Source organism: Schaedlerella arabinosiphila (assembly GCF_003885045.1).
GTDB classification, from domain to species: Bacteria; Bacillota; Clostridia; order Lachnospirales; family Lachnospiraceae; genus Schaedlerella; species Schaedlerella arabinosiphila.
On record NZ_RHJS01000002.1, the window covers coordinates 2,480,407 to 2,505,517 of the forward strand.

The 25,111-nt window shown below is 44.0% G+C and carries 27 protein-coding genes and 1 pseudogene; 4 read left to right on the forward strand and 24 right to left on the reverse strand.

Going from position 1 to position 25,111, the window contains the following annotated elements; translation table 11 throughout:
• Positions 1-87 precede the first annotated feature (87 nt).
• Together EBB54_RS12085 and EBB54_RS12090 are read right to left on the reverse strand one after the other, a co-directional pair.
• Positions 88-570, reverse strand: coding sequence for a hypothetical protein (locus tag EBB54_RS12085; RefSeq protein WP_243127638.1), 483 nt, complete (start codon positions 568-570; stop codon positions 88-90).
• 129 nt (positions 571-699) lie between these two features.
• Positions 700-1,116, reverse strand: a complete 417-nt coding sequence (locus EBB54_RS12090) for a hypothetical protein (protein ID WP_125127613.1) — start codon at positions 1,114-1,116, stop codon at positions 700-702.
• Positions 1,117-1,232: 116 nt separating this feature from the next.
• Between EBB54_RS12090 and EBB54_RS12095 the strand changes: the two genes are divergently transcribed.
• Positions 1,233-1,463, forward strand: a complete 231-nt coding sequence (locus tag EBB54_RS12095) for a helix-turn-helix domain-containing protein (protein WP_125127614.1) — start codon at positions 1,233-1,235, stop codon at positions 1,461-1,463.
• Between the two features lie 104 nt (positions 1,464-1,567).
• A complete protein-coding gene (locus EBB54_RS12100; RefSeq protein ID WP_125127615.1) occupies positions 1,568-1,798 on the forward strand; it encodes a helix-turn-helix domain-containing protein in 231 nt (76 codons plus the stop codon).
• A gap of 195 nt (positions 1,799-1,993) precedes the next feature.
• On the opposite strand, the gene EBB54_RS12105 is transcribed toward EBB54_RS12100, so the two are convergent.
• From EBB54_RS12105 to EBB54_RS12175, 15 genes and pseudogenes are all read right to left on the reverse strand, one after another.
• A complete protein-coding gene (locus EBB54_RS12105; RefSeq protein ID WP_125127616.1) occupies positions 1,994-2,545 on the reverse strand; it encodes a DUF3795 domain-containing protein in 552 nt (183 codons plus the stop codon).
• Positions 2,546-2,624: 79 nt separating this feature from the next.
• Positions 2,625-2,902 (reverse strand): annotated as a pseudogene (locus EBB54_RS32215) (DUF3788 family protein).
• 423 nt (positions 2,903-3,325) lie between these two features.
• Positions 3,326-3,532: a hypothetical protein gene (locus tag EBB54_RS12115; RefSeq protein ID WP_125127617.1), complete on the reverse strand. Its 207-nt coding sequence runs from the start codon at positions 3,530-3,532 to the stop codon at positions 3,326-3,328.
• Between the two features lie 20 nt (positions 3,533-3,552).
• A complete protein-coding gene (locus EBB54_RS12120; RefSeq protein WP_125127618.1) occupies positions 3,553-4,443 on the reverse strand; it encodes an Rpn family recombination-promoting nuclease/putative transposase in 891 nt (296 codons plus the stop codon).
• A gap of 176 nt (positions 4,444-4,619) precedes the next feature.
• The gene (locus tag EBB54_RS12125) at positions 4,620-5,234 is read right to left on the reverse strand and encodes a hypothetical protein (RefSeq protein ID WP_125127619.1); all 615 of its coding nucleotides are present in this window, start codon (positions 5,232-5,234) and stop codon (positions 4,620-4,622) included.
• Between the two features lie 13 nt (positions 5,235-5,247).
• Complete coding sequence (locus EBB54_RS12130; protein ID WP_125127620.1) at positions 5,248-5,439, reverse strand: hypothetical protein; 192 nt, start codon at positions 5,437-5,439, stop codon at positions 5,248-5,250.
• A gap of 13 nt (positions 5,440-5,452) precedes the next feature.
• Entirely contained in the window at positions 5,453-7,918 is a 2,466-nt protein-coding gene (locus tag EBB54_RS12135) for a hypothetical protein (RefSeq protein ID WP_125127621.1), read from the reverse strand.
• Between the two features lies 1 nt (position 7,919).
• Entirely contained in the window at positions 7,920-10,118 is a 2,199-nt protein-coding gene (locus EBB54_RS12140) for a hypothetical protein (RefSeq protein WP_125127622.1), read from the reverse strand.
• A gap of 97 nt (positions 10,119-10,215) precedes the next feature.
• Positions 10,216-10,659: a hypothetical protein gene (locus EBB54_RS12145; RefSeq protein ID WP_125127623.1), complete on the reverse strand. Its 444-nt coding sequence runs from the start codon at positions 10,657-10,659 to the stop codon at positions 10,216-10,218.
• Between the two features lie 108 nt (positions 10,660-10,767).
• A complete protein-coding gene (locus EBB54_RS12150) occupies positions 10,768-13,101 on the reverse strand; it encodes a cobaltochelatase CobT-related protein (protein WP_125127624.1) in 2,334 nt (777 codons plus the stop codon).
• A 9-nt stretch (positions 13,102-13,110) separates the two neighbouring features.
• A complete protein-coding gene (locus tag EBB54_RS12155) occupies positions 13,111-14,898 on the reverse strand; it encodes a nucleoside/nucleotide kinase family protein (protein ID WP_125127625.1) in 1,788 nt (595 codons plus the stop codon).
• A gap of 60 nt (positions 14,899-14,958) precedes the next feature.
• The gene (locus EBB54_RS12160; RefSeq protein WP_016294820.1) at positions 14,959-15,387 is read right to left on the reverse strand and encodes a hypothetical protein; all 429 of its coding nucleotides are present in this window, start codon (positions 15,385-15,387) and stop codon (positions 14,959-14,961) included.
• A gap of 290 nt (positions 15,388-15,677) precedes the next feature.
• Positions 15,678-15,980 (reverse strand): hypothetical protein, encoded by a 303-nt coding sequence (locus tag EBB54_RS12165; RefSeq protein WP_125130749.1) that lies wholly within the window; start codon positions 15,978-15,980, stop codon positions 15,678-15,680.
• 352 nt (positions 15,981-16,332) lie between these two features.
• Positions 16,333-17,277: a hypothetical protein gene (locus EBB54_RS12170; RefSeq protein ID WP_016294822.1), complete on the reverse strand. Its 945-nt coding sequence runs from the start codon at positions 17,275-17,277 to the stop codon at positions 16,333-16,335.
• A gap of 150 nt (positions 17,278-17,427) precedes the next feature.
• Positions 17,428-17,829 carry a hypothetical protein gene (locus tag EBB54_RS12175; RefSeq protein WP_243127639.1) on the reverse strand — a complete coding sequence of 134 codons (402 nt, stop codon included), beginning with the start codon at positions 17,827-17,829 and terminating at the stop codon, positions 17,428-17,430.
• 162 nt (positions 17,830-17,991) lie between these two features.
• Between EBB54_RS12175 and EBB54_RS12180 the strand changes: the two genes are divergently transcribed.
• A complete protein-coding gene (locus tag EBB54_RS12180) occupies positions 17,992-18,192 on the forward strand; it encodes a helix-turn-helix domain-containing protein (RefSeq protein WP_044984546.1) in 201 nt (66 codons plus the stop codon).
• Positions 18,193-18,266: 74 nt separating this feature from the next.
• Here the strand turns inward: EBB54_RS12180 and EBB54_RS12185 are convergent, their stop codons facing one another.
• The 6 genes from EBB54_RS12185 to EBB54_RS12210 all read right to left on the reverse strand — a co-directional run bounded on the left by EBB54_RS12185 (position 18,267) and on the right by EBB54_RS12210 (position 23,585).
• Complete coding sequence (locus EBB54_RS12185; protein WP_125127627.1) at positions 18,267-18,794, reverse strand: hypothetical protein; 528 nt, start codon at positions 18,792-18,794, stop codon at positions 18,267-18,269.
• A gap of 82 nt (positions 18,795-18,876) precedes the next feature.
• Positions 18,877-21,105 (reverse strand): SF1B family DNA helicase RecD2, encoded by a 2,229-nt coding sequence (gene recD2, locus EBB54_RS12190; protein ID WP_125127628.1) that lies wholly within the window; start codon positions 21,103-21,105, stop codon positions 18,877-18,879.
• Positions 21,102-21,761, reverse strand: coding sequence for a hypothetical protein (locus EBB54_RS12195; RefSeq protein WP_125127629.1), 660 nt, complete (start codon positions 21,759-21,761; stop codon positions 21,102-21,104). The genes recD2 and EBB54_RS12195 overlap by 4 nt, the downstream gene beginning before the upstream one ends.
• A 49-nt stretch (positions 21,762-21,810) precedes the next feature.
• Positions 21,811-22,386: a single-stranded DNA-binding protein gene (locus tag EBB54_RS12200; RefSeq protein WP_125127630.1), complete on the reverse strand. Its 576-nt coding sequence runs from the start codon at positions 22,384-22,386 to the stop codon at positions 21,811-21,813.
• 69 nt (positions 22,387-22,455) lie between these two features.
• Complete coding sequence (locus EBB54_RS12205; RefSeq protein ID WP_125127631.1) at positions 22,456-22,827, reverse strand: hypothetical protein; 372 nt, start codon at positions 22,825-22,827, stop codon at positions 22,456-22,458.
• 176 nt (positions 22,828-23,003) lie between these two features.
• Positions 23,004-23,585 carry a winged helix-turn-helix transcriptional regulator gene (locus EBB54_RS12210; protein ID WP_243127640.1) on the reverse strand — a complete coding sequence of 194 codons (582 nt, stop codon included), beginning with the start codon at positions 23,583-23,585 and terminating at the stop codon, positions 23,004-23,006.
• Between the two features lie 581 nt (positions 23,586-24,166).
• Between EBB54_RS12210 and EBB54_RS12215 the strand changes: the two genes are divergently transcribed.
• Positions 24,167-24,514, forward strand: a complete 348-nt coding sequence (locus EBB54_RS12215) for a helix-turn-helix domain-containing protein (protein ID WP_125127633.1) — start codon at positions 24,167-24,169, stop codon at positions 24,512-24,514.
• Positions 24,515-24,596: 82 nt separating this feature from the next.
• On the opposite strand, the gene EBB54_RS12220 is transcribed toward EBB54_RS12215, so the two are convergent.
• A complete protein-coding gene (locus EBB54_RS12220) occupies positions 24,597-24,944 on the reverse strand; it encodes a hypothetical protein (RefSeq protein ID WP_125127634.1) in 348 nt (115 codons plus the stop codon).
• Positions 24,945-25,111: the final 167 nt, after the last annotated feature.

Here is a 25,111-nt window from a genome sequence, read left to right on the forward strand (position 1 = left end):
TATTCAAAATGCAACAGCATTACAAACCTATCCTCACTTCGGTTTCCATTTTCCATTCTTCCTGAACCTAGAGCATTGCTAAAGTTCTTAAGAACAACAAGTCTTCGCAGCTTCAGCAATAACCTCAATTTCTTTCCCATCCAGATATAGATGGAATTTCTCTACATCATCTTTAATATTACAGTCCTCCATATACTCTTCCGTACGGAACTCAATCTCACAAACCTGCCTGCCTTTTTCCAAATCCTTCCGGTTTAAATATACGGTGATGCAAAGCCCTGACGGATACCCGTTTATATCTGTAGAAAACCGGATTGTATGGAACGAATTTTCCCGGCACATCTGGATGACCTTTCGGGCAAATGCTTCCTTATCGTTAAGTCGGTCACTGTTTGCTACTACTTTTAAATACTGCCAGTTATTGCTGGACACACTGCTGAGTGCATCCGGGATTCCTGAATGGCTTTCTTTCCATTCACTCGAATCCTGCCTGCCATAACAGAACATGCCTGCCACCCATAAAATCAACAGCGCAGCTTCTAAGAATCGTTTCCATTTGTTCATTTCCATGATTCCTCCAATCTCTTCTTTACATAGACTTGCTTCATAGAATGGAAATCAATCTTATTCTGGTGCTGCTCATTATAACTCCCTGCACTATTTATAAATCTGTCTGATAAACTCTATGTGAACAGTAATTTATTTTCTTTCATTGCAGGTATCCCCAATAATCTTTCTTACCTCAGACATATAATATCTAAGTGTCTGGAAATAATCAGGATATTTTTCTTCCGAAAGCTCGTCATCCATTTCCGAAATTGATTTATAATCATCTGAACAGATTGGAGGATGATTCTTCATGTACCACTGCCACCTGAGATTTTCCATTAAACTGTCTGCCATTTCTAAAGGAGAGGTAAAATATTTATGAAACGATAACCTGCTTATTACCGTTTCACTGTCCTTTTCAGGCAAATATTCTCCAAGAATCGCTACATATCCCAATCCCGGAAATTTGATAATATGATAGTCTTCTGATTCTTTCAGAATGTCTTCAAACAATACCAGCAGCCTTTTGAATTGCATTTCAATGGTTCCGTCTTCACTTCTACACATTGCTAAATTCCTTTCAATTGATGATTGTTTCTATTTAGTGACATTATTGGCAAGTTTTAAAAATATACTAAAGATTAGTAAGTTTCTAACCAGTCACACAAGGAGGGAAAACAAGTATGCAATGGATTTTGAACGATATCCCTTTAGGTCGGAATATCCAAACAATTAGAATGGAAAGGAAAATGACACAAATGCAAGTCGTAGAAAAAATGCAGTTAATAGGAAGTACCATGTCCCGCAGCACCTACGCAAATATTGAGTCAGGGAGGAGAAACATCAAGGCAAGTGATTTAAAAGCTCTGCAAACCATATTTGATGTTGATTTTGCTGAATTTTTTAAAGATTAAACTTTTTCTTTGCGATTGTTTCCATCTAGTGACAATCATACCATAAAAATCAAGTATACTCAATCAAAAAGTTTCTAATCAGTCACAACTAGAGGGGTACTGCCATGCAATGGATTATACGGGACATTCCGTTAGGAACAAACATCCAAAAAGCAAGAATGAAACGCGGTCTGACGCAGGAACAACTTATTGCTCAAATGCAACTTCATGGCAGCACTATGACACGCAGCACTCTCGCAAACATTGAAGCGGGAACAAGAAATATCAGAGCCTGCGATCTGAAACTAATGAAAAAAATTTTAAATGCTGATTATGAAGACTTCTTCAAAGATTAGGTATTATTCAGGGAAACCACTGTTTGAAGGCTTCGAACAGATTCCACGGCAAACATCCGGGCATATTACATGTTATGTTATAGCAATGATTAATTACAAAAAAACACCACCCAAACTATGCAGCGCAGTTTCAAAGATTTTTAATTTGGGGAAAATAAGCATTGATTCATGTGTAAGAATCATGGCATATTCATATTATCCCTTTTTCTTATGGAGCTTTAAGTCGATATTTTTCGCTGCTGCTGCATCTTGCAGTAATCCAGCAACAAAGGCGCTTTTCTTTTTGAACGTCAAAGTTTCCATATCAGGTTTACGTTCAATTTCCCCAAGTATCGTTTGCAGGTCTTGCAGTTCCAAAAGGTTAACGGCTACACAAAAGAGTGTCTTTTTGCGGCCGTCATTATAGCCCAGCAAGAAAGCCTCCAGAATTTTTGCTTTTTCCTCCTGCTCTGCATTATAAGCATCTATCCCGAATTGTTTGGCCTTTTCCATATCAGATCTTCGGTTTCGGTGTGTGATAAAGGAATCAAAATCGTCAATATGCTCATATTTTTCGCAAGGGTATTCACTGCATTGAAAACAGTATTCAACACCGCCATGCTCCATGCTGCACCTTGCAATTTTGCACGACTGATTTCCTTCACCGCCGCCGCAGCCAGGGCAGTTTTTATTCAAAAACATAGGGCAAAGGCCGCAATTCAAACCGCAGAGGGAAAATAATTGATTTGATCGGTTAAATCCTTTCATGGGACCTCCTAATGTAAGAAAGATAAATCCTAATTTTCCAGTTTGATAAATTGGAATTCGTATTCTAATTCAAAAATATTTACTTCCTGTTGGGCTTTCTTTTTATCCTCAGCAGTTTGACAAAATCATCAAACAAAGTTGTATCCGTCGGCTCAAACATCAGCCATTTTCCGTCATGATAGGTTTTCGTTTCATCATAAATTTGTTGAACCTCTTTTGAGTAATGATTCCTATCTGTATCGAATTTTAATCGTTCATCTTTTCATCAATTAAGGTACACAGTTTATTCCATATATCATATAATGATTGCCCCACTAAAGCAGTCATTTCTGCTGCATTAGGTATTTTATCTAGCATACTCGTTTCTCCTCTACAATTTTCTCAATTCTATAAGCTGAGATTTGTTAAATGCTGTGCTTCATAATTATCTTTCAAAACAAACTACATAAGTTCCAAGCACTTGAATACATGGAATTTTCTCGCAGCGTTAATATCAGCCACCGATATAAGCATACATACGTGTTTCATGCAAATACTCCTTTCAAAGTGTGGTTCCTATCTTCACAAAAGTTGTTTAATTCCCTGTAAATTCAACTGGATTATCACAGACCTTCATGATTAAAAATTCATTATATCATACGGCAGCCTGTATCTCCACTTTTTCGTCCTCGTTTTTTACAATAAGTAGAACAAAAATATATTCCATACCAACCAAACTCCAAAACACAGAAAAAGCATGGAAATCTTTTCAGACTGCCATGCTTTCTCATCATACTAAATTTAACTTTTCAATTCCATCAGAAAATCAGTTTTTTTTAATCCATAGACATACTGAATTTGTTCAGACTCCGGAATTTTAAGCGCTGCCATTGCCTGCTCTGCACTCCAGTCCATACTTTCCATCAGATTTTGAATGGATGACAGAATCCCTTCTTTGATCCCTTCTTTAATCCCCTTTTCTTCTATCCCTTTACTCAAATTACACATCAAAAAACACGTCCTCAAAATCATTTTTGAAATGGAATCTCATCTAAGAGTTTAATTCTATAGGCCTCGTCTTCAGTTGCTCTTTTCGCATCATCCAGCCGGCCATTTGACAGCAAATATTTCATCAAAGATAAAATTATACCCTCGCCTTGTTCTATTCCTTTCTGGATTCCTCTGTTCTCTACGCGGTCTAATACTTCACACATGTTCGTTGGTCTCCTTTCCATATCCGGACTATACACGTCCGCAAACCGATTATCACGTGTCATAACTGACATCAACTGCAATAGTTCATGCACATGATTAATCGTAGTCTCCGGCGCTATATAATTTCTATTCTTCCGCATCTGTACAAAATAATCCGCCACGATCCTGAAATCACTTGTAAACATCTGCGCCTGTTCATCAGATAGATATGCGATCTCATACAAATTCATGCGGTAATTATTTACATATGGCTTTATTTCTTCCGGAATATCAAGACAGTCATACAGTGTCCTTGGCGTTTTCCAATGTTTCTGATATCCAAAATACAAAACCAGTGTCACTACAGGATACCTCGGTGCGGCCTTTCCTGTCTTTTCTTTCGTCTCCTTATCTGCAAGAAGTTGTCCCCGGTAAGCCGCCCCGTCATAAGAAAATAACCGCAGCGGCATATCACTGTCTATATCCGTCTGGTTTTCCAAACCATATAATGCAATCCGTACAAGTCCTTTGCGCCAATATTTAGCAACATCCCTTTCCTGTGCATGTAATTTCCCATCTGCTTTATAACTGGAATTTGGGCTCTCTTCTTCCAATTCATCCTCTTTAACCTGCCTCTCGCCATTAAAAAGCAATACATTGATAATGTCAGCAAACACATCATTGTAGGCTTCTAACGTCTTTTCCGCAATGTCTTTCTCTGCCATAGCATCATTCCTTCCTGCTATTATCACCCCTGCATTTCTTAAATTAATTATACTCAAAACATCTACCCTTTACAAGCTGGAAACGTAATCATTTTTTCATCCCTTGTTCCTTAACCAACAGACACAGCAGCCTTTTAAGGGCTGCTGTATCCTGCAGAAAGAATCCATTCTGTTATCTATGCGGCGCTTTTACGGATATTCCGGATATGGTTCTCAACCTTCCCACACCGCATGTTCATTCTTTTCCATTCTTCCTGCCGCAGGACAGTTTCCAGCGCCCCGCTGTCATTTGGCACATATTCGGAGTATAAAAACTTATCGAATAATTTATGCCCTCCCTTATGAACACGTTTGTCTACGTCCTGGAAATACGCTCCTTTCTCATGAACAACCCTGACCTGGTCTGCCGGAACTGACCTTCTTTTTACCAGTTCCACATGCTCCCGGTAATCAAGCGGGTACAGGTTTCCGATCACCTTCCCGTCTTCCAGACCTGTCACTTCTACGGCATAAGCTAAAATCCTTTCACTTTTCCCGTCACCATAGTAAGTCCAGATATGATGCGCTGCAGTCGGCTTTAAAAATACCCGACCTTCTTTCAGGCACCAGGTACCGCAGCGGCGGGACATCCAGAGATACGTCCGCTCTCTAAGAGGCAGTGCATCCACTTTCGCCGCCGCTTCCTCTAAATCTTTCCGGTCATAAGCGAAATCACTCTGATAGCTCTGCGTATTCTTTTTCATGATCTTTTCTAAACTGTCCAGCAAATCAATCCCTATAAATTTCGGCATAAGTTCCTCCTTCCTAATCTTCCAGTATCCGCTGCCAGGCTTCGGAAATCTCCCTGGCAGTCTGTCTTGCCTCATCTCCAAGCTCTGAATTTTCTGCCATCTGCTCCAGATAACTTCCAAGTTCCCGCATCTGTGCTTCATATGTCCTTACCACGCACCGCAAACGGCGGATTTCCCTCTGGCATAAAATCAAATCATTACTCATTTGCGACCTCCTGCTATTTTTCTGTTCTCGGATTTACAAAGGATTCCTGAAACAGAAAATATCCTTCCTCATAGCTTCCTTCCTGCCTTGCGCCTGCCATTCCGCCTAGGCTGTCCAGATACTGCTCCCCATTCTTGGATTCCGAAATGTACATATAATATTTCGCACGGATAAATTGCTTTTCTTCCAGCGCGAACTTTTTATAGGCATCGCTTAAAACCAGCTCTGCCTGTAACTGTTTTGCTTTCTTTTTCAGCATCTCCACAGCAAACCAGACCGCTTCCTTTTCTTTCTCCTCCGAAACTCCTTTAAAATAAGGCCGCTCCAAAAATAAGGTCAGATATTCTTTTCTGTCATTTGCTGCTTCCTCTCCTGCATCCTCCTGGGTGAGATCCGCAAACTGCAGTCCCTGCCGTTTCCCGTTTGTCCTGTAAAATGTTCCTTTCGTAAGGCGGATAATCGCCCTAAACACCAGTGTCCCTTCCATGGAAAGATATATCACCTTCTTATTCGCATCAAAGCAGGATAACAGGCAGCTTTTATATTTCCCATCCCGGTAAGAAAGGCAGGTATGTCCAAGCACCTCCCCGATCTGCATGATTGGAAGCAGCCGGTCCTCTTCCCACAGTCTCATCGGCTTCCTTTTCACTTCCATGTTCTTCATCCAAACCTGCTGTGTTTCTGCCGGAAGGTGCAATGCGATTTCCCGTTCCAGGTCATTTTTATAATATTTTACTTCCCGGAACCGCCCGGCAATCTCCGCAGCACAAAGACGTTTAGCCTTTTCCCGTTCCGATTCCAACGCTCCGGATAAAAATGCATGGAAAATCTCTGCGCCGCCTTCGCACAGGAAACGCATGAACCCTTCCCGGTTTTTAAATAAAAAGTCTTCCCCGATCTTCAGGACTCCGTTTAGCTGCTTCCATCTTCCGTCGATTTCCGGCATCTGCTCTTTTGCCGTCTTAAAATCAGGGATATCCTGTAATTTTTCCAGATTATATACAAGAAAGTCTGCATGATAGCCCGTACGGATTTCCGGAATAAAACGCTCTGCCTCATCCCATACGCACAGAAGGCTCACCGCCTGCTGATAGGACAGAGATTCCACATGCTTAAGCTCCGTTTCCATCCACCGGGAAACCGGCTTCTCTTTTAACATCATCCCCAGTTTATCAAGCTGTTCTTCTGTCATGCCTTCCAATAGGCACTTCTTTCCAATAATTTCCCTGATTACCCGCAAACGGTCATCCATCTTTAAATCTGCCAGCCGATGGTATAATTTTATATAAAAGATGTCGTTTGTAGCAAATAACCGGATTTCCTCAAAGGTATACTGCCCCCAGGTTAAAACCTGCTTCTTATCATCTGAAAGGGCATAAAGCCTTGCACATTCTCTCAGGTTCCTGGGATTCAGCGTATTGATATTCAGAAACCGCTCATAGGTATCCCGGTCCAGCAAAAGATTATGCCAGCCAAAATAAGTAAAATCGCGGAAATTTTCCCTTACTACAGAAAGGAAATGCTTTTTCTTATGCGTAATCGCATAAACCAGAAGATTATTCTGATCTTCTGACAACAGCTCCACATTTACGCCTTCCAGAACATCCCCATAAAGAAAACTTAAGTAGGAAACCCGGTTTTTCATAAATGAGAGTTTCTTATCTGCCGATACTTTCAAAAGTAGATGCTTTAACCTGTTCAGGTCATACACCAATGCCTCGTTGTCAAGCCATTGCACCAGAAAGGTTACCGCCTCTTCCGGAGGAATCCGCTTTAAAACTTCGCTAAGCCCCGTGCTGATGGCTTCCTTATGATCCCACAATACTTTTTCCTGCCTCTGCATCAGGCATGCACGCCACTTCAGGCTGTCAGACAAACCTTTAATCAGTCCATGATACCCAGGATCAAGCAGCCGTTTCCAAAAGCTGCGCTCCTTCGCCATCTTCTTTAGAAAATTACTGGACATCATCGGCTCTGTCAGAAGCCTGCGTTCCCTGTCTGTCAGGTCACCGATGGAAAACGTGTCACACTCATCCAGCGTATACAGCCCCATCATCAGATGTCCTTTTTCTTCTTCCGTCAGCGGTACCGAACGAAAGTATTTTAAATAGATACAGATCCTGTCTGGCTCAATCTGATCGTCTGCCAATGCGGAAAGGAGTTCTTCATAAGCGTAATCTTCAGATAAAATTGCGTCTCCCGCACTAGATAAGAAGCTGCTTGTTCTCACTGGATTGTAACATTCCTCCTTTGACAGCCGCACCAGGCAGGACAGGAATCCCTGATCCCGCACCAGATAAGATGCTGCCTCTTCACCCAGCTTCCCAATCTGCTCTCCCACCTCCATCTGATTGATTTTCCTGCTTAAATCCTGCAGTTCCTCTTCCTTATAATCTTTCAGCAATGAATCCGGCACACAGGCCTTCTCCATCTCCGTTCTTAGCATGATATGTTTTAAAATTGTCTCACAAAACCGCATCCTATGCCGCCTCCTTTTGGTTCTCCATCACTTCCACAAAACCCAGTATCCATTTCACTTCTGCAAAAGTAAGTTCTTCTTTCATAAACAGGAATTTAAGCAGCTCACACAGGCTCCCTGCTTCTTCCCGTTCCAAAATCATACTTACATTTCTCTTCTGAAACAAACTGCACAGATATCTGCTTGTTATATAGCGCTTCTCTTTCTTCTCGTCACTCTCATAACAATGTTTCTGTACATAATCATACAGCCCGGAAAAATGACTTTCTGTATTTCTAATCTCTGCCACCTGCCGGGTAAAATCTCTTCGTATGGCATCTGTCTTCCGTTTCTGCTCCAGCAAAAGATGCCGATGCTCTCTTTCCTGCTTTTTTAAGTTAAACTCCTCCAGTTCTTCCTCCGTCAGATAAATTTTCCGCAAATTCTCCAACTGCTTCCGCCGGCATGCCGTTTCTGTAAGCGCCAGGAAGACCTCCCTTGCTTCTTCCCTGGGGAACCAAAGCAGATGGTCCTCTTTGGAAAGCACCCCGATCAGAAAAGAAAGGTATTTATCCGGATAATTCACAAAAATATGGCGCTCTATAATATAAAAAAGCTTCCGGTGCTCTTCCATGCTAAGGAACGGGCGTATCAGGTCAATTCTGGAAAAAGCAAAAGAGGAAGAACCGTAATAACTGTAATAACTTCTTTTACAGCTGTCTTCCATCCCGACACTCTCCAATAACAAATCCTCTACCGCAAACAATCCCTGATCGGAAATCCCGATTTCCTCCGCAGTCAAAAACAGCATCTCCACCGCCTTCGGCGTCTGCAGCCCTTTCATATAAGTTTTCAGGTAATCCGTCATATTCTCCCACTTCTGATCCGTCTGCTCCTGATTAGAACGGCATTCTGACAGATATTCCTTCAGCAGGCTAAGCGGGCATAAGATTTCCATTTCTGCCAGTTTCACGAATATATAGTTCAGATTGTAATTCTTCTTATTCCAAAAATGATTCAGAAAGCTTTCTCCGGTCAATTCCTGATATATAGAAAGATACTGTTCCATTTTTTCTTTTCCATACTGTTCCAGGCTTAAAGTTTCAAATACCCATCTTCTGAAGCTGTTCTCATCTATCCGGAAATACAGTTCCTGCCATTTGGGATCTGTCAGGTCGATCCGAAACCACCTGCTATGTCTTTCTTCATTTCTGTCACAGGAAAGAAGCAGCTGATAGGTCTGAACATTTTCTACTTTCAGCAGCTCATAGAGCCTGTCAAAAATACCGGTAGTATCTTCAAGCCGTACGTGAAAGTACCGGTAATCATCTAAAAGCTGCCTGCAGAAATCTCCTGCCACATCCAGGTGTTCCCCGTTCCCTTCAAGGAACAGCATACACGTCTCCACTGCCATCCGTTCTGCCGTCAGCCCGTCCTTCTTTAACATATTCACTGCACGGGCCTGGTATAAAAGGGACATACTGAGATACATGATTTCCTGAACAGTATATCCGGCCTTCAGAAGCTCCCTTCTTGCCGCGCTTCCTTCTCTTGCATAGGAAAACGGGAGGCGTAACAGGTATTTCAATACCATAATATCCTTTTTCTGGTATCCTTTCACCCTCTCATGATAGCGCGTGACCAGCCACGCATATAACTCCGAGTGGGTGTAGACGGAACATTTCCGCTCTTTCCCAAGAAGAAGGTTCAGCGTTCCTTTTACCTTCTCCCATACCACATGGTCATCCGGAAGCAGCGACAGAATAAAAATCTGCTCTTCTACGGACTGTACTGGGAAATCCAGCAGCTTCTCATACAGCTCTCTTGATCCGTCCTCCGCTAAATACTGGATCCCAAGCCAGAACAGATCATTTTTCTTTAAGGTACGCTTCATCCGTTTCCAAAAGGACGGCTGCTGTTTCCCAATGAACATTCCGTCATTTTGTACTTTCTTCGTCTCTGCCAGCGCAAGGCCCAATGCCCGGAGCTGTCTTTCTGTTACCGTCTCTTTTTCATCCAGACGCTCCAACACCTCTCCGGGATAACGCAGACCATACGCATCTTCCATTTCCTGGTTTGGTTTGCGAAAGAATAATGCAGAATTTTCCATCCATCTGTATAATTGTTCCTTATTTGTGTGTTCCGACAGACGATAGATAAGGTCCACCATCTGGCAGTACAGCTCAACATCCACTACATTTTCATAAAATTTACCCAGCATACACTTCGCTCCTTTCCAAAGGGACCGCAATACGGCCCCTTATGTTTTTCTGATCTCTTTGTTCCTTTCTTTTCATCCGTGCTCCTCCTTCCCTTTGTTATGCAGCCAGCATGATCTGCTTTCTTGGAAAAATCCGCAGATCAACCATACTGATTTCCTGAAGATGTTCCCTCTTCTGGCAGGACAGGATCTTCCGGTAACTGGAAAAAGCGAGGGCTTTCTCCAAATCCGGGCTAAATCCTCTGCCGTCCCAATAAAGATCCGGCTCTTTCAGTTCACTCTCCACGGAAAGCAGTACCCAGCACACCTGGCAGATACATACGTTCCAATCCGCACACCGCAAATGCCTGTAGATAAACTTTTCAGCAGCCTCTATCCCCGGAAATCTTTCTGCCTGCGGCAATGCACCGGCAAGCACCCGTTTATCCCTGCATCCCCGGTAATAGGTATTTTCACACAGCTCGATCACATAGCCGGGCTGAAAGAACCGGTCCAGGTCAAACGTCATCTCCAGTATTTCATTCTTCAATCTTTCCCCCATAAGCTTCTCCTTTCTCACCTGCAAAGCCTGCCGCTACAATCTCCTTCTGAATATAAAGACGAAAAAAACAGCCGGTCCGGGCTGTCCTTCTTAGTCTGTCTGTTTCCATTATCTTCGGATATATTTTAAAATCTGTTTTGGCAGGATATATGGCAGCTGTTCCAAATCAGAAATATCAAAGAATCCTTCTTTATAAATCCTTTGGATCGCTTCCTTATCCTCCCCGATTGCCGCCATCAGCATAGTAATCCTTTTCTTTTCCAGCTTCTCCTTAATCTGCAGCAGATCTGCCTCCGCCTCTTTCCCTCTGTAGCAGCTTGCATTTGGAAACCCGTCACTGATCAGAAACAATAACTTTATTTTTTCCGGACGCTTCGCAAGCTTCTCTCCTACAAATATAATGGCGGCTCCGTCACGGTTGCAGCCATCCGCTTCGATACCGGCGATACGGTATTTGTCATTGCAATCGGCATCAAATTCTGCAAGCGAATGGAGATATACGGTTTCATTCTGCACCCTCCTGTATTGTTTGTTGTCTGTGTGATGCCCGTAAATCAGTATCGGAATCCCTACGCTCCTGCAGAACTCATACAGGCACAAGGCACATAGTCTCGCCTGCTTTATCCGTTGATCCATCATGGAACCTGACATGTCAATCAGCAAAGCCACCGCGGTATTAATCTTCTTTCGTACTTCCAGGTTGCAGAAAATCCGTTTTCCCGGATCGTAAAGCGCCTGATAATTCATCTGTGAACCAAAGAACAGGTTCCGCTCCATAGCCGTCCCCTGGCAGCTTAATACCGGCAAAAGCCTCGGCTTCATCCGGCGCATAATATCCCGGACCTGATCCTCGCAGGCTGTGCACCGAAGCCGCGCACTCCTGGAAAACTTTGTTTCCCGTTTCAGGATTTTCTTTACCTTTCTGTGGTCACCGTCAAATTCCGTTGCTAAGAGTTCACGGGATAATTCCAGGCAGAATCTGTCTTCCAGTTCCCGCTTAGCCAGCTCTTCTGCTGCTTCCTGTATATACTCCGTGAGCCGGTCCCTTGTTTCCACAACCTGCTCGTCTGGAAGCAGTGCGTTTACTTTGGAGACTTCACCCATTCTCTGAAGATTCCCTTCTACATCCTCACCATCCTTTTCAAGCAGGAACTCTGGCAGCTGTCCCCGAAGCTGTTCGATCATCTGCCTCACATCTTCTTTACTGTCTGATTGTGATTCTTCCTGTCTTTCCTGCTGCTCCTGCGTTCCTGCCTGCTTATTTTGCTTTTCTTTCTCCTTAGAAGCTCCCGGCCGGCCTGTTTCCTCCTGTTTGTTTTTTGGCTCCTCCTTCTGACTCTGTGACTCTTTAGGCTGACCATTTCTCTCTTGCCGACTCTGTGATTCACTCTGCCGGCTTTGCAGATGTTCCGGCTTCTTTGCATCCTCCGGCTGGTTTTTCTGCTCTTCCTGGAAATCAGTACCCTCCGGCTGATTCTGTGGTTCTTCCGGCTGATTCTGTGGTTCTTCCGGCTGGTTCTGCGGTTCTCCTGATGAGTCCTGTGCCTCCTCCTTTTGTTCCTGCAATCCTGCGTTTTGACAATTCTGCTGTTTTTCTATCTCCTGGATTTCTTCCAAAAGAACTTCCCAGATAATCAGCAGAATCCGGTTTGTGGCATCCATCCGCATTTTGGCATCCTCAGAAGCGGCCGCCGTATCGATCACTGGTTTTACAAGCTCTAAAATCTCCAAAAGCCTGTCTGCTATGTCCTCCCAGTTATTGACCGTACCTGTCAGGGAATACTGTGCCATAAGGTTTAACAGAATAGCCGCAGGTTTATACCCGTTTTCCATCTGTACCTTTAAGCTCGGAATCCGTTCTGCATTCCGGATCCTGTTCTGTCTGATCCCCCTTCGGATACTGCCGGGATATCTCTCGCACATCTTCTGCTCTACATATACATCCTCCAGCATGTTCTGGATATAAGATGCCGTTTCCGCTAAAAGGGAAGCTGCCGCCTCATGCTTTTGCTCCAGGTATCCATTGATCTCCTCCAGATGCTCTGCTTCCGATTCCGTTGCAGGATTCGGGGGATGAAGGTACCATTCTCCTTTTTTCAGCCCTTCCAGATACTCTTTTCTCAGCTTGAAATCCGAAAAATTCCAATGCCCGCATTCATGGCCGAGAAAACCTGTGATACTGTCACTTTTTAACGCTACGGAAGGAAAGCTTGCCGTGACACGGTTTTCTAGGTTCAACTGCACCCTTCTGGTATTGCATTTCCCCGCCCATCCGCTTTCCGGGAATTTCACCAGCTCCACTTTCTTCAAAGTGCCTCCGGTCAGTTCTCCTGCCACAGACAGCAGCATTTCCTTATAAAATGCAGACTCAAAGATTTCCTCATTCGTAAGCTTCCGTTTTTCCTCCTGCACCAGTTCCCGAAATGTTCCGTTTCGTTCCATAGTCCTCCTTTACGCCGCCGTTTCATAATAAGGCAGAATATAAGTATTCAGGATCTCTTCCCGATCCTCCGGGTAAGGGGATGCCTTGCTTACCACCGTATGGTAAGACGAATGAACGATATCCCCGCTTGCCAGATAGCTCCATACCCAGTTTTCCAGTTCCCGGTACCCGCATACGCCGCCCTGTACCTGCTTCTTCATTAAATATTTATGGATATTTCCTACCACCTGCGCCATCCCATGTACAATCTCAAATTCCCTGCAGCCTGTCCGCTCTACCGCCCGTTTCGCCATATCCTTTGCACTCATGCCCCTGCGGTGCTGGATCAGGTTCATACGGGATAGCACCGATTCATTGAACATCTGGCACCCGATATAATCAAGGTTGGCCGTTAAAATAACGACCGTATCGGGATGGCGTTCTATGATTTCCCCGTTCAGCAGATCCGTCTTCGCACAGTCGTCAAACAGCGCGTTCAGACGGGTCAGAGTCCCCGGCTTTTCAATCATGGACACCTCCTGGATCTCTATGACGGACGGCATCCGGCATGCCTGGATGATGGTGGACTCCTTCTTAATAAAATCCTTCTCCCCTTTGGCCTTTTCATAGCCTCTCTGGTAAATCTCCCCTAAAATTCTTTGGAAAGCGGTTTCTCTCTCCAAATTTCCCGGATACATACCGGTAAGCTCTGCAACTGCCGAAGCGGGATCCATTAAAAAATCCTCCATCGTAGGCCAGTGCTCTTCTGGCAGCTTACAGCTGTCAATGTTCGGCAGGATGGACACCATCAGGCTCGTCTCCTCCGTATTGGGCCCGCAGGTAAAAACAAAATGAGGATACCCAAGCGCCTGTGCAATGATCTTGGAATCCGTAGTCTTCCCGGCTCCGGATTCGCCTGCCAGCATGAAAAACCTTGCCGGTGTATTGGTGATCATCGTCAGGATCTCCTGTGTCTCTGTATTCACCCGGTAGTAATCCGGCAAATCCGGAATCATGCGCCTGTATTCCTCTGGGTATGTCCTTCCCTGGTTGAATTTCCCCTTCAGCGCTCCAAGTGTCGTTTCTTTAAGCAGCGGCCTTGCAGCTAAGATTTCAAATTCCCCGCACTCGATCTCATTCGGGCTGTATACACCCGTATGCAGAAGATAAGGGGTAATAAAATCCGTACCTGCAAGCTGGCTTTCTTCTAGGGGAATCGCACCTTCTCCCATCATGCTTCCCGATTCAATCCTGCGGTACAGGTTATCACAGCAGACAAACGCACAGCTTAGAAGCTCTTCATCGGTTAATACATCCTCTCCCTCCAGGTGAGACCGGATATCATAAAAATGAGAAGCAAATTCACGGTTATACATGCCGTCGATGCTATCTACACTCAAAAATGCAAAAAGCATCATGTACTCTTCTCCGCTGCTTCCCCTTTCTGATACGGGAGGCAGTGGTTCCATCTTACCGTTTTGCATTCTTAATCCTTTGACTTTTCCATTCCTGCTGTTATAGACAAGAGCGTATTTCCCATCCGTTTTCTCATACTCCACACAAAAAAAATTGACTTCTTCATTCCCTGCCTGAAACCCGGCGGCGCCAGATCCATATCCCCCCATCAGTTCTATCAGTCCCAAGATCGCCCACAGGGTGGGTGGATGCAGGGTCGCCGATTTTGCTTTTCCCGTATTATATGTGGAACAATCCTTTTCTTTCACACTGGTTCTTTTTCCTCCGCTCTCCCTGACAATCCTTGCAAACGGATCCGGAAGCTCCTGTTTTAACGTCCATGTTTCAAATAGTGCTGACATGAAAATATTCCTCCTTCTTCCTACGCTCCATCTTCCTGCTGATTCACACATCCACAGGAATCAGTCGGGGCGGCAGTCTTCACAGTAATGTCCATATTCTTCTTCCGTAAACCGGTGGATATACGGTCCTTCAAATACCGTATTCCTTTCCACAGGCTCCGTATCCCCGTTAATGACTGTGCCCTCTTCATAGCTGTCAAAGATCGTGTCACACTCCCTGCAGCGTTCAAACCGGTCGTCAAAAATGCCGAAGTACTCCTGCATGCAGTAGATCACATGCCAGGCCTGGTCTTTAGACAGATTTGGTGTGTCTTTCTCCATAATATTCTCCGGGTGAAACTTCCCCTGAAGAAATTCATAAAATTTCTGCATATAACCTGCACAGCCGAACCTTGCCATCAGCTCCATACTGTCGTGTCCCCGGCCAAATACGGTATTTTCCATGTCCTCCTTCTTTTCTTCTGTTTGCTTGTAACCTGACGTATCCACGTTACCATCTCCTTTCTGCTGGTTTTGTTGTGTTTCAGAACACAAAAAAAGACACTGACCATCATCCTATAATCAGTGCCGTTTTGTATCCCCGTTTTTTGGCAGGCTTCTGCCTGAAAGTTTTACTTCCAGCCCACGCCGGAACAAAATTTGATTTTCTGCATGTAAACAGAAAAAATAATAATTTCTATACTATTATATACCCATATATTGTGTGAGTCAATATTTTTATACAATATATAGTGCATCCAATATGCGTAATGTTTTTTCTTTAGTCTTTTTCCTGCATACTATCCATTGATTTCATTTCTCATGAAATCTATAATCAAATTTTCTTTCTCATCTCCATTGTACCAGAAACACTCCTGGAGATGTTTTGAAATTCCCGCTGCACTTTTTAACGCAAAGATTGCCGCCCAAAACCTTCCATAATCTTGTTTACGCCCCCGGTCAAGATATATTCTGCGCCCCGGCTCTCTATCTGCACAATCCAAATCTTCCTTCTCCAAAATCTCGTCTGTCTGTTCACATATTTTATCCATTTCATACTGCGTCAGATTATTGGGATCAAATTTTATCTCCACCTTGTACATTCCATTCACCCTTTCAATTACTGGAACAATAGTCTGCATACTTTCTATATTCTAACACGAATATCCCCAAAAGACATTTCCATTTTCTATCCGCTATTGCTACGATTCTTATTTTTTATTTCATACACTGTCGCATAACACATCAACTCTCCTTTTACAAATCCCACAATAGAGCAATTCCAATGAATGTTTTCGCTCATGTTCCTCCTTTTGGGCGCACTGTCCACAATACAGACCATGTTTTTGAGCAATTACTACAAATTTGCATGATATGTAAAAAAGCAGTGAATTGTTTCTTTTTGATAAAAAACAAATTCACTGCTTTACTGTTTGTATTATTAAGTTACTGCGGTTATGCCAACACAGGCATTCTCTTTTCAATGATAGCCTTGACTTCTTCCACGCTTTTCTTTGTTGCCAATGCTATCTGATCAATCGTAAAATTATTCTCATACATATTGATAATTACACCCATTATGGCATTGTCTGTTGCCTTTTCTTTAATTCCCTGCGACAGGTTGCACATAGCGCTCACATCCTCTCTTATTTTTTCGTCTACATGAATACTGTACTCTGTTTCCATAATCCCTAATTTTTCATCAACGGATAACTCCATTGACAAAATCGTACTCAGCAGACGGTGCAGCTCATACTTCTCATCATGCTCCGGAGGTTCATTTGATATGCCTATCAAAACAATATTTAGCAGGTCAAGCCCACCTTTCCACGGATAGGAACCGAGCAGATCGTCTTTTGCAAGATGCACATAAGCCATGCTGCTTTCGTCCATGCCCAAACATACCCAAATGCTGAATACCCGCCTGATGTCATTATAATTTGTCTTTACAAAATCCCGTTCCTTCTGCGAGGAAACAAGACGGCTCACATAGAAAACTGCCCTGTTCAAGATGTGGTAGCCTGTCGGTTCATCCTTCTGTGCCTCCACATTCACGATAACCTGCGAGATACCATCTTTCATCCGCACATAAAAAATAATGTCAAACCTTACAAGTCCCTCATTAATCTCCGCATTTTCTGTATTCATCCCGACAATGCGCTGCCCATTTTCTTCTTTTTCCAAATTGGTCAGCCCCGGCTCTACCGGAACCATGCTGATAAATGGTTCCCCTTCAATATAGGATACCACATCTTTCGGGTTCATTCCCCGGAACTCATCAACCGTCTTTACCAGGATATGCGCCAGAATGATTTTATTTCCCAACAGGCGTTTTGCCTTATCATCATATTGGGCGTCCTGATCTGTTGCGCTGACCGCATTTTTTATTTCCGTATCCATCAGCCATAAACCTCCTTTTATTATGATAGGAAACGCAAAAGCCATTCCCAAAAGGTATATGACCTCACTGCCATTATACCACATGTCATATATTTGCTCAATTAAAAACACATACTCTATCTTATAATGCTACATTTCGTATTCGCCAGGTTATTGACTATATCCATCTTCTCTAAGCCGAATGGATTCACCTGTCAGCTCATAATACTGTGCGATCAGCCGCAGAGATTCTTCATCCATCTGGTACTCCCTGGATATTTCCTCCAGGCTCTTCCCTTCCACACAATAATGCTGGTATACGAATCCTGCCGTCTCGCATGCCTGTGAAAGCAGGATACCGAAGAACTTTTTCATAAGCTCCACATATTCTGAAAGATCCGGTTCTAAATCCCTGTCTGTTTCATTTATAATTCTTGATAACTCTGTTTTACTGATATCTTCCGCGTTGCCATACACATTTACATTCATAAATTCCAAAAACATTGACCGCCTGTCTTTTGGCATTTTCGCATAAAGCCAGATCATCCCGACTAACTCTGCCGGTAAATCCACTGATAATGGCGGTAACTGTATATATTTTTCTTTCATCTATATCCACTTCCTATCTTGTCTCTGTTTTACTTTATCTTACTATATTGCCGGATTTTTCGGCAATGTTTGAAACCATGAAATTTCCCTATAATATTACCAAAAGAAAGAACGGATGTGATTCATATGATAAGCTATGCGCCTCTTTGGGAGACATTGAAAACAAAGGGCATTACCCAGTACCAGCTGATTCATGAATACAATTTCAGCACAGGCACTTTAGACGCCCTAAGAAAGAACCGAAGTATCACCTTAAATACATTGCATGATATCTGTAAAATTCTGGACTGCGAAATCGCAGATGTCGTAATCTTTACGAAGGACTAAACGGACAGCCGCAAAGAGCTTTCCGTTCAGTCTTTCATCTTTTTATCTGAATCTCACGAATCAAAACTTTCACTTCAAAAAATTGCTGCTCTTACACATTGTTTATAATTCTCTATCTCATCCCCCGTAGCTCCGGAAAGCCTCATATTCACGGTTTCCTGCCCCGTTACGCTCTGGTACCTGATCCTGTAAAAATAAACGCTGTTCAAAATGGCCCTGTCAAGATGCAGGAACCTGGTCTCACAGTCCTGGATACAAGAGTAGTTGATCCTTGTATCAGACAGATCAAACCTTCCAAACCGGTCCCCGGAAAAGACCGTTCCATGAATCCATGCACCTGCTGCTTTCAGGGATTCTATCTGAAGCGAATCAAATATGCAGTCCGTAATCACGCACCCGCTCAGATCCAGTTGTTTCAATACCATCCCCCGGATCCTGCACTCATATAACCTTGACTGCTGAATCGAAAAATTCTTCGGAAGCTGTTCCAGTTTGATCCCGCATAGAACCACCTGGTTAAGACATCCCTCCGGGAATCCTCTCTGCTGGTATTTCTCATAGGTGGTCTGTCCAATCCACCGCATCTTTTCTTGTGGAAGCATAACTTTACACTCCCTCCTTCCTACTTGCTTTTATTCCTTCCCCTCCACACAGACTGTATGAAAGGAAAGGATTGAATCTCATCTACGCGGATTTTTCATAATACTCCTGCATAGACTTATAGACCTGTCTGAGCCGCAATGCAAAATTGGTATTCCGCTTCGCCATTCTGTTATTGTGGATCGCCTTTGCTACCGCCTGTTTGCTCCCCACCAGGATCACCTGTTTTGTCGCCCTGGTAATCCCTGTATACAGGATATTCCTTTGGAGCATGCGCCAAAAGCACGCCAGCACGGGCATGATTACAACCGGGCACTCATTTCCCTGGCTTTTATGCACGCTCATGGCATAACCGTGTGTCAGGGGCCAGTAATCGTCATCCGGAAATCTTACAATCCGGTCATCACCAAAATCTACCTCCATGACCATCTTGCCATCCTTCTTATAAATCCCCAGGACTTCCCCTAAATCTCCGTTGGAAACCTCATCTACATTTTTTGTCTGCATCACGATATCCCCTACGCGGAAGAGCTTCTTGCCATTTTTAATCTCCGTCCTGCCCCTCCGTTTTGGGTTCACCACCCCGCGCAGCCTTTCATTCAGGGCATCCGAGCCTGCAGCCGTATCTTTCCTGAGCGGGGAAAGCACCATGATATCCTCCGTACGCTTCCCATGCTCCCTCCAGTATGTTTCATAGATTTTCTGGATGATCCGGGCAGCATCCTCCGGATCGGAAGCCGCACGGAACTGAAAATCGCTATCATAGCGCAGACTTGTCCGGTTCTGGTTGATGCGCCTTGCATTCTCAACAATCGTACTCCCTTCCTCCTGCCGGAAACAGGCATCTAAAACCGTCACCGGGATAACTTCGGATTCTATCATTTCCTTAAATACATTCCCAGGCCCCACGCTTCCAAGCTGGTCCTGATCCCCGATCATAATCAGGGTCGCCCCACGCTTGATACAATAGAAAAACTTATACGCAAGGTACATGTCGCACATACCGAACTCATCTGCGATGATCAGGTCATCCGGGAGTTTCTCCGTCTGGTTCCACGCTTCTTCCCCATCCACGCCTGTCATGCCGACTGCTTTCTGGATGGTCATTGCCGGATAGCCTGTCTTCTCATACATACGCCGTCTCGCCCTTCCTGTAGGGGCGCACAGCAGAATCATGGCATCCGGATCAAGCATTTCCTGCAGCCTTAAAATGATCCGGATGAGGGTAGTCTTTCCGGTTCCCGGACCGCCTGTAATGATAGACACCGGATACTCGAATGCCTGGAATACTGCCTGTTCCTGCATCCTGTCAAGGGTAATCCCTTCCTCCTTCACAATCTGACTCAACATCTTCCGGATATCCCGTTTCTCCCTTTCCTGAAACATCAGGCGGACCAGTTCTCCCGCCGCTCCTACTTCCGCGTCAAACCCGGACCTATTATAAATACCGCCTCCGTTTCCAACCAGGGACTTGTCCTTCCGGATCATGTCATTCCCGGCATTTTTAATCGCCGAGTCCGAGATACCGGATGTCCGGGAATTTTTCTTATGATCTAAGAGATCCCTTGCCTGCTCCACAATTTCCTCACTGGTCAAAAACAGATGCCCTTCCTCTTCCGCTTTCTTAAGTACCTGGGAGATCGCCGCCTTAATGCGCAGCGGATTGTCCGGCCGGAAATTCTTTGCTTTCATGGCAATCGGGTCAACTGTCAGGAAACCGAACCCCCTGACCTCACAGAGCCGGAAGGGGTCCTCGCGGATGATGTGGTAGGCACTCTCCCCGAAATGCTCCTGTATCTTTTCCAGCTTATTTGCTGTCACTCCAAAAGGTGCCAGATAGACCATCAGCTCCCGTAAAGCGGTGCTTTTCCGGTACCCATTTAATATTTCTTCCAGCTTTGTCTCCGAAATTCCGGGAATATCCAAAAGCTTTTCCGGTGTTTTATCCAGCACATACAAAGTACGCTTCCCAAACCGTTCCACAATGCGGTGCGCCGTTACCGGTCCGATCCCTTTGATCATGCTGGAGGACAGATACGCTTCAATGCCGGCCTCTGTTTCCGGGATATCGACATGGAAATAAGAAACATCCAGCTGAAACCCGTATTTGCTCTTTTTCCAGGTGCCGTCCAGCTTCATCTCCAGGTTTTCACCCACCGGCAGTTCCATGCCATAAGCGGTAAAAAGCCCCGGAGATTCCGTATTCTGACGGCCGACCTCCCGGGGCAGCTCTTCCTTAGTGCGGTAGGAAGCTACAGTATACCCATTTGCCGGATTATAATAGGTTCTTTCTACGAACTTGCAATGTATCATCTGAAGCACTCCTTCCCCCATGAAAGCCACAGGTATTTTCCTCTTAGCGATGCATGGATATGATCCTTTTTAAGCCTTGGCATGAGGCTTTTCATTTCCCTGCATGGATAAGAGCGCAATACACCGATCCTGCGGTAGCCGTTTTCTGCACGAACCGAGCAAATCCCCTCCGGGCTGATGGAAAACTTACGGATTCCTTCTCTTTCAAGCTTTCCCATCAGCCGGAAGAGCCGCTCCTTCCCTTCTAATTCATACCAGATCAGCGCAAAACAGGAAGCGTCGCTCATCTCCTTCCTGTTCTTCAGCTGCCGTCTTAGCGATTCCTCTCCCGTTTCCCAGTGCCTTTCCCATGCAGGAGCCGTCTTCTCCTTCTCTGCCCCTGTTGAAGCCTTACATCCTGATACGGTTTCCTCGGAATATACACCTGCATCCTTTGTATTTTGATATCTTTGACTCCCTTTTTGCTCATTCGGTTTCTCCCTTCGCAGTATTTTGACGGCAATTCCCACTATCAGAAAGGGAATCGCCACATAAAACGCCTGAAAAATGATTGCAAGAAAAAACGGCCATAAAAAGGGAGCCAGCATCATGCCGAACACTCCCAGTAAAATAAGAATCTGCCTATATCTCACAATCCATTCTCTTACAGCCTCCATAAACAGCCTCCTCTTTTCCTTTTGGGGGAATTCTCCCCCTTGGAATCCTTTAGTCAAAATAGCCATCCTCCATGCCTTCAAACTCTTCGTCTACATTCCGGCCTCGTGAGGATCTGCTGTTTCCGGAACCGCTGTTCTGATAACCACCTCTGGAAGATCCGGAACTCCTGCCGGAACCGCTTCTTGACGAACCGGAATTTCTGGATCCGCTCCTGCTTCCGGAAGAACTTCCTCTTCCTCCGGAAGAATTTCTCCGGTTTCCAGAGTTCCGGTTTCTGCCGCCTCCGTCTTCGTCATCATCCCGCCCCGCATTCTTGCTTTCCGCAAATTCAATCTCATTCAACTTAAGGCAGACGCCATACACCTTGTCCCCGTCCTTACTGGTATAATTGTTGTTCTCCATCCGACCGTTCACGACAACCTTGATTCCCTGGTACAAATACTTTTCTGCAAATTCTGCCAGCCGTCCAAACGCCGCACATGGAAAATAGTCCGTATCGTCACTGAACTTCCGGTCTACGGCAAGGCGGAAATTCGCAATCGCCATCTCATCGCCCTTGCCATTTTCAACATAATTGATCTGTGGATCCCGGACCAGACGTCCCATCATAATTGTATTGTTCATACATTCTCCTCCTGATGATCTGCACAGCTTTAAAATCTGACGCTTAGCGTCTCTTTCCGTAGCTGTGGCCTAAAAAAAGCATTTAGAAATCTCCTTCCTAAATGCAGCCCCACTGACTCCTGATTCATCTTCAGCCTGTTTCTCTTTATTCGTTTCCTCCTTCCTTTCCTCATAAATGACAAAACACCTCCTTCTTTGCTTTTCCAGCACAGGCTGCTCTTTGTATCCGTCCATCTTTCTGGAAATTCTCACAGGGCAGAAGGCTTTCCCAAACACGCCAAGCCTTAAAACAACAAAAAAGCACCCAGAATATGCCATTCTAAATGCTTTCCCTCTTGATTCCCTGTGAAAGACAGGAATCCCCTGATTCCTTATCGTTTTCTTTCGGTACATTCCGAAACTAAAATACGCTATCCACCCTCCAGATGAATACAAATACAAATTTCATTTTCATATTAGCACAATATATAGTATTCGTCAATTATTCTTTTCATATATCTTGTATTAATGTTGTTGTAAACGCCTATTATGAACTATTTTGTAAGACAGCGCCGGCCGGCACTGCCTTACAAAGTAATTCATAGCAAGCTGCAACGAAACCTATGAAACTTCAACCATTATTTTCGGGTACAGCAGCATCCGAACCGGTAACCGATGCCATATACATTCTGGATGTAAAAAGGATGTTTCCTGTCTGTTTCCAGTTTCCGGCGGATACGGTGGATATGTGCCATGATACTCTCATCATCAAACAGATACTCGCTGTGCCAGACCGCTTCATATAATTCCTTATATGTAACGACTCTCCCGTTCTGTACGGCAAGATACTGCACAAGGTCAAATTCTATGTGAGTCAGCAAAATCTCCTTCCCCTGGCGGAAGACCTGCCTTCTGTCCGGGATAATCTGAAGCTCCCCATACGTCCATACTTCAGGTCGCTCCTTGATACGCTGCTGCAGCCGGATCAGGGCAGTTGCTTCTGCCGCAATCTCCTCTGCAGACTGGATACTGATAAGGTATCCGTCCGCTCCGCTCCTAATTGCATGTACCATCTCTTCTTTTCTTATCTTTTCTGTTCTGGCATCGGATATCAACAGAATCGGTACGCTTAACTTACTCCGTATTTTATGGAGCAGTTCCGCACTCTTTTCCGTAAAACGCAGCATTTCTATCATGCACAGTACAACATTTTCATCCATAGCTGCTGTACTATTTTCGTTTTCTCTGATTCTATGATACAAAATATCATATTGTCCAGCCAGAGAAATGCAAATCTCTTCGTACAATTCTCGGCGATATGATAGAAATAATATTTTCTGGGTCACAGTAATATTTTCTTCACTCATTCCATTTGAGTTCATTTAGTACCTCCTCTAATCTGAGTTTTATATCCATAAAATCAGTTCAGATTAGGGAGGCGCCCGGATATTCCCTGCATATTTACTAAAATAAGAAAAGCATCCCGGTATCTCTTTTCTACACCTGGCTGCTTTTCCATCTGACAATGTTATTCCATATTCTTTATGGCGTATTACACCATATTCAAAGCGGTATTTTACCGCATAAGAGTCTATAATTTTTTTAACTGTTTACCCAAAGCTTTCAGAATTCCTCTAAAATCCAACAACTAGAAGACACGCCTTTCCAATGTTTTTCTTTTGTTGTATTTATCTATTCATAGAAATCCGCTGTAATACACCGTTTTTATTATGGTGTATTACTATTTTCACTTTTCAAATCTGGTGTAATACACTAGATTTCATGGAGGTGATTACAATACATGATCTTTGCAAACAACAGACTGGGGAAATTTATCAGAAATGGACGGCTGGATTTGGAACTGACACAGGAACAGCTTGCGGAAAAATTAAACTGCAACCTGTCCTATTTAGGCAATGTGGAACGCGGGAAGAATATACCAAGCTTAAAGCTGTTCTGCCGGATTATGCAGATCTTAAATCTTTCTGCAAATGAGTTCATCCACCCAAATCGGCATGAAGAAAACAGTACCTATCTCCAGCTGATCCGCTTACTGCCACAATGCACGCCAAAAGAACTGAATATTCTTTTGGAAAATACCCGGACATTATTGGAGAACAGAGAAGAAAAGCCCACGAATCCATTATAGACAACGATTCTTGAGCTTCTCTGTATTTTTGCTTGAGTTTTCTTAAGAAAAGTGATTCCGGTAAGGTAATGGAGTCACTTTCTTAACATGATGACTGTATCAGTGTTTTTAGCAGAGTTTCCAACTCCTGTTTCGGTTTTAGGATACCAGCGCCGCACAAGGTCAGCATACAGTCAACCATGCCCTGAAGATATGCCTGCTGGCATTCTTCAGAAGAATAAGATTCTAATGCTTCTACATAGTCCTGAATTTTTTCCTGCTCCGCCTGCTGGATATTTACCATGCTCTGCTGATATATGGCATATTTATCTTCGAGGATTTGTTTTGCCTCCTGAAATTCCTTTGTATCCACGATACTCTCCCGGTCAACATCTTCGCACCTCAATCGCTCCAGAAATTGTCTTACTTTGTCCCATACCAGTTTTTCCATGATCTTCTCCTTTCTTTTGCCGTAGAATGAAACTTTCCTACTTAGTAGATATAGTTTCTGCATTTTCATCCTGCTACTATACAAAAACTTTGGATAACTTCATCTTTAGAAGTATATTATCATTTCAATCCGGTACAATCAATCATAAATCTTTCATCTTTAGAAGT

Excerpts from the sequence above, each read along its gene's own strand:
- EBB54_RS12085 (WP_243127638.1), bottom strand. The coding sequence starts at position 570 with ATGGAAATGAACAAATGGAAACGATTCTTAGAAGCTGCGCTGTTGATT.
- EBB54_RS12090 (WP_125127613.1), bottom strand. The coding sequence starts at position 1,116 with ATGTGTAGAAGTGAAGACGGAACCATTGAAATGCAATTCAAAAGGCTG.
- EBB54_RS12095 (WP_125127614.1), top strand. The coding sequence starts at position 1,233 with ATGCAATGGATTTTGAACGATATCCCTTTAGGTCGGAATATCCAAACA.
- EBB54_RS12100 (WP_125127615.1), top strand. The coding sequence starts at position 1,568 with ATGCAATGGATTATACGGGACATTCCGTTAGGAACAAACATCCAAAAA.
- EBB54_RS12105 (WP_125127616.1), bottom strand. The coding sequence starts at position 2,545 with ATGAAAGGATTTAACCGATCAAATCAATTATTTTCCCTCTGCGGTTTG.
- EBB54_RS12115 (WP_125127617.1), bottom strand. The coding sequence starts at position 3,532 with ATGTGTAATTTGAGTAAAGGGATAGAAGAAAAGGGGATTAAAGAAGGG.
- EBB54_RS12120 (WP_125127618.1), bottom strand. The coding sequence starts at position 4,443 with ATGGCAGAGAAAGACATTGCGGAAAAGACGTTAGAAGCCTACAATGAT.
- EBB54_RS12125 (WP_125127619.1), bottom strand. The coding sequence starts at position 5,234 with ATGCCGAAATTTATAGGGATTGATTTGCTGGACAGTTTAGAAAAGATC.
- EBB54_RS12130 (WP_125127620.1), bottom strand. The coding sequence starts at position 5,439 with ATGAGTAATGATTTGATTTTATGCCAGAGGGAAATCCGCCGTTTGCGG.
- EBB54_RS12135 (WP_125127621.1), bottom strand. The coding sequence starts at position 7,918 with ATGCGGTTTTGTGAGACAATTTTAAAACATATCATGCTAAGAACGGAG.
- EBB54_RS12140 (WP_125127622.1), bottom strand. The coding sequence starts at position 10,118 with ATGCTGGGTAAATTTTATGAAAATGTAGTGGATGTTGAGCTGTACTGC.
- EBB54_RS12145 (WP_125127623.1), bottom strand. The coding sequence starts at position 10,659 with ATGGGGGAAAGATTGAAGAATGAAATACTGGAGATGACGTTTGACCTG.
- EBB54_RS12150 (WP_125127624.1), bottom strand. The coding sequence starts at position 13,101 with ATGGAACGAAACGGAACATTTCGGGAACTGGTGCAGGAGGAAAAACGG.
- EBB54_RS12155 (WP_125127625.1), bottom strand. The coding sequence starts at position 14,898 with ATGTCAGCACTATTTGAAACATGGACGTTAAAACAGGAGCTTCCGGAT.
- EBB54_RS12165 (WP_125130749.1), bottom strand. The coding sequence starts at position 15,980 with ATGTACAAGGTGGAGATAAAATTTGATCCCAATAATCTGACGCAGTAT.
- EBB54_RS12170 (WP_016294822.1), bottom strand. The coding sequence starts at position 17,277 with ATGGATACGGAAATAAAAAATGCGGTCAGCGCAACAGATCAGGACGCC.
- EBB54_RS12180 (WP_044984546.1), top strand. The coding sequence starts at position 17,992 with ATGATAAGCTATGCGCCTCTTTGGGAGACATTGAAAACAAAGGGCATT.
- EBB54_RS12185 (WP_125127627.1), bottom strand. The coding sequence starts at position 18,794 with ATGCTTCCACAAGAAAAGATGCGGTGGATTGGACAGACCACCTATGAG.
- recD2 (WP_125127628.1), bottom strand. The coding sequence starts at position 21,105 with ATGATACATTGCAAGTTCGTAGAAAGAACCTATTATAATCCGGCAAAT.
- EBB54_RS12195 (WP_125127629.1), bottom strand. The coding sequence starts at position 21,761 with ATGGAGGCTGTAAGAGAATGGATTGTGAGATATAGGCAGATTCTTATT.
- EBB54_RS12200 (WP_125127630.1), bottom strand. The coding sequence starts at position 22,386 with ATGAACAATACAATTATGATGGGACGTCTGGTCCGGGATCCACAGATC.
- EBB54_RS12210 (WP_243127640.1), bottom strand. The coding sequence starts at position 23,585 with ATGGATGAAAATGTTGTACTGTGCATGATAGAAATGCTGCGTTTTACG.
- EBB54_RS12215 (WP_125127633.1), top strand. The coding sequence starts at position 24,167 with ATGATCTTTGCAAACAACAGACTGGGGAAATTTATCAGAAATGGACGG.
- EBB54_RS12220 (WP_125127634.1), bottom strand. The coding sequence starts at position 24,944 with ATGGAAAAACTGGTATGGGACAAAGTAAGACAATTTCTGGAGCGATTG.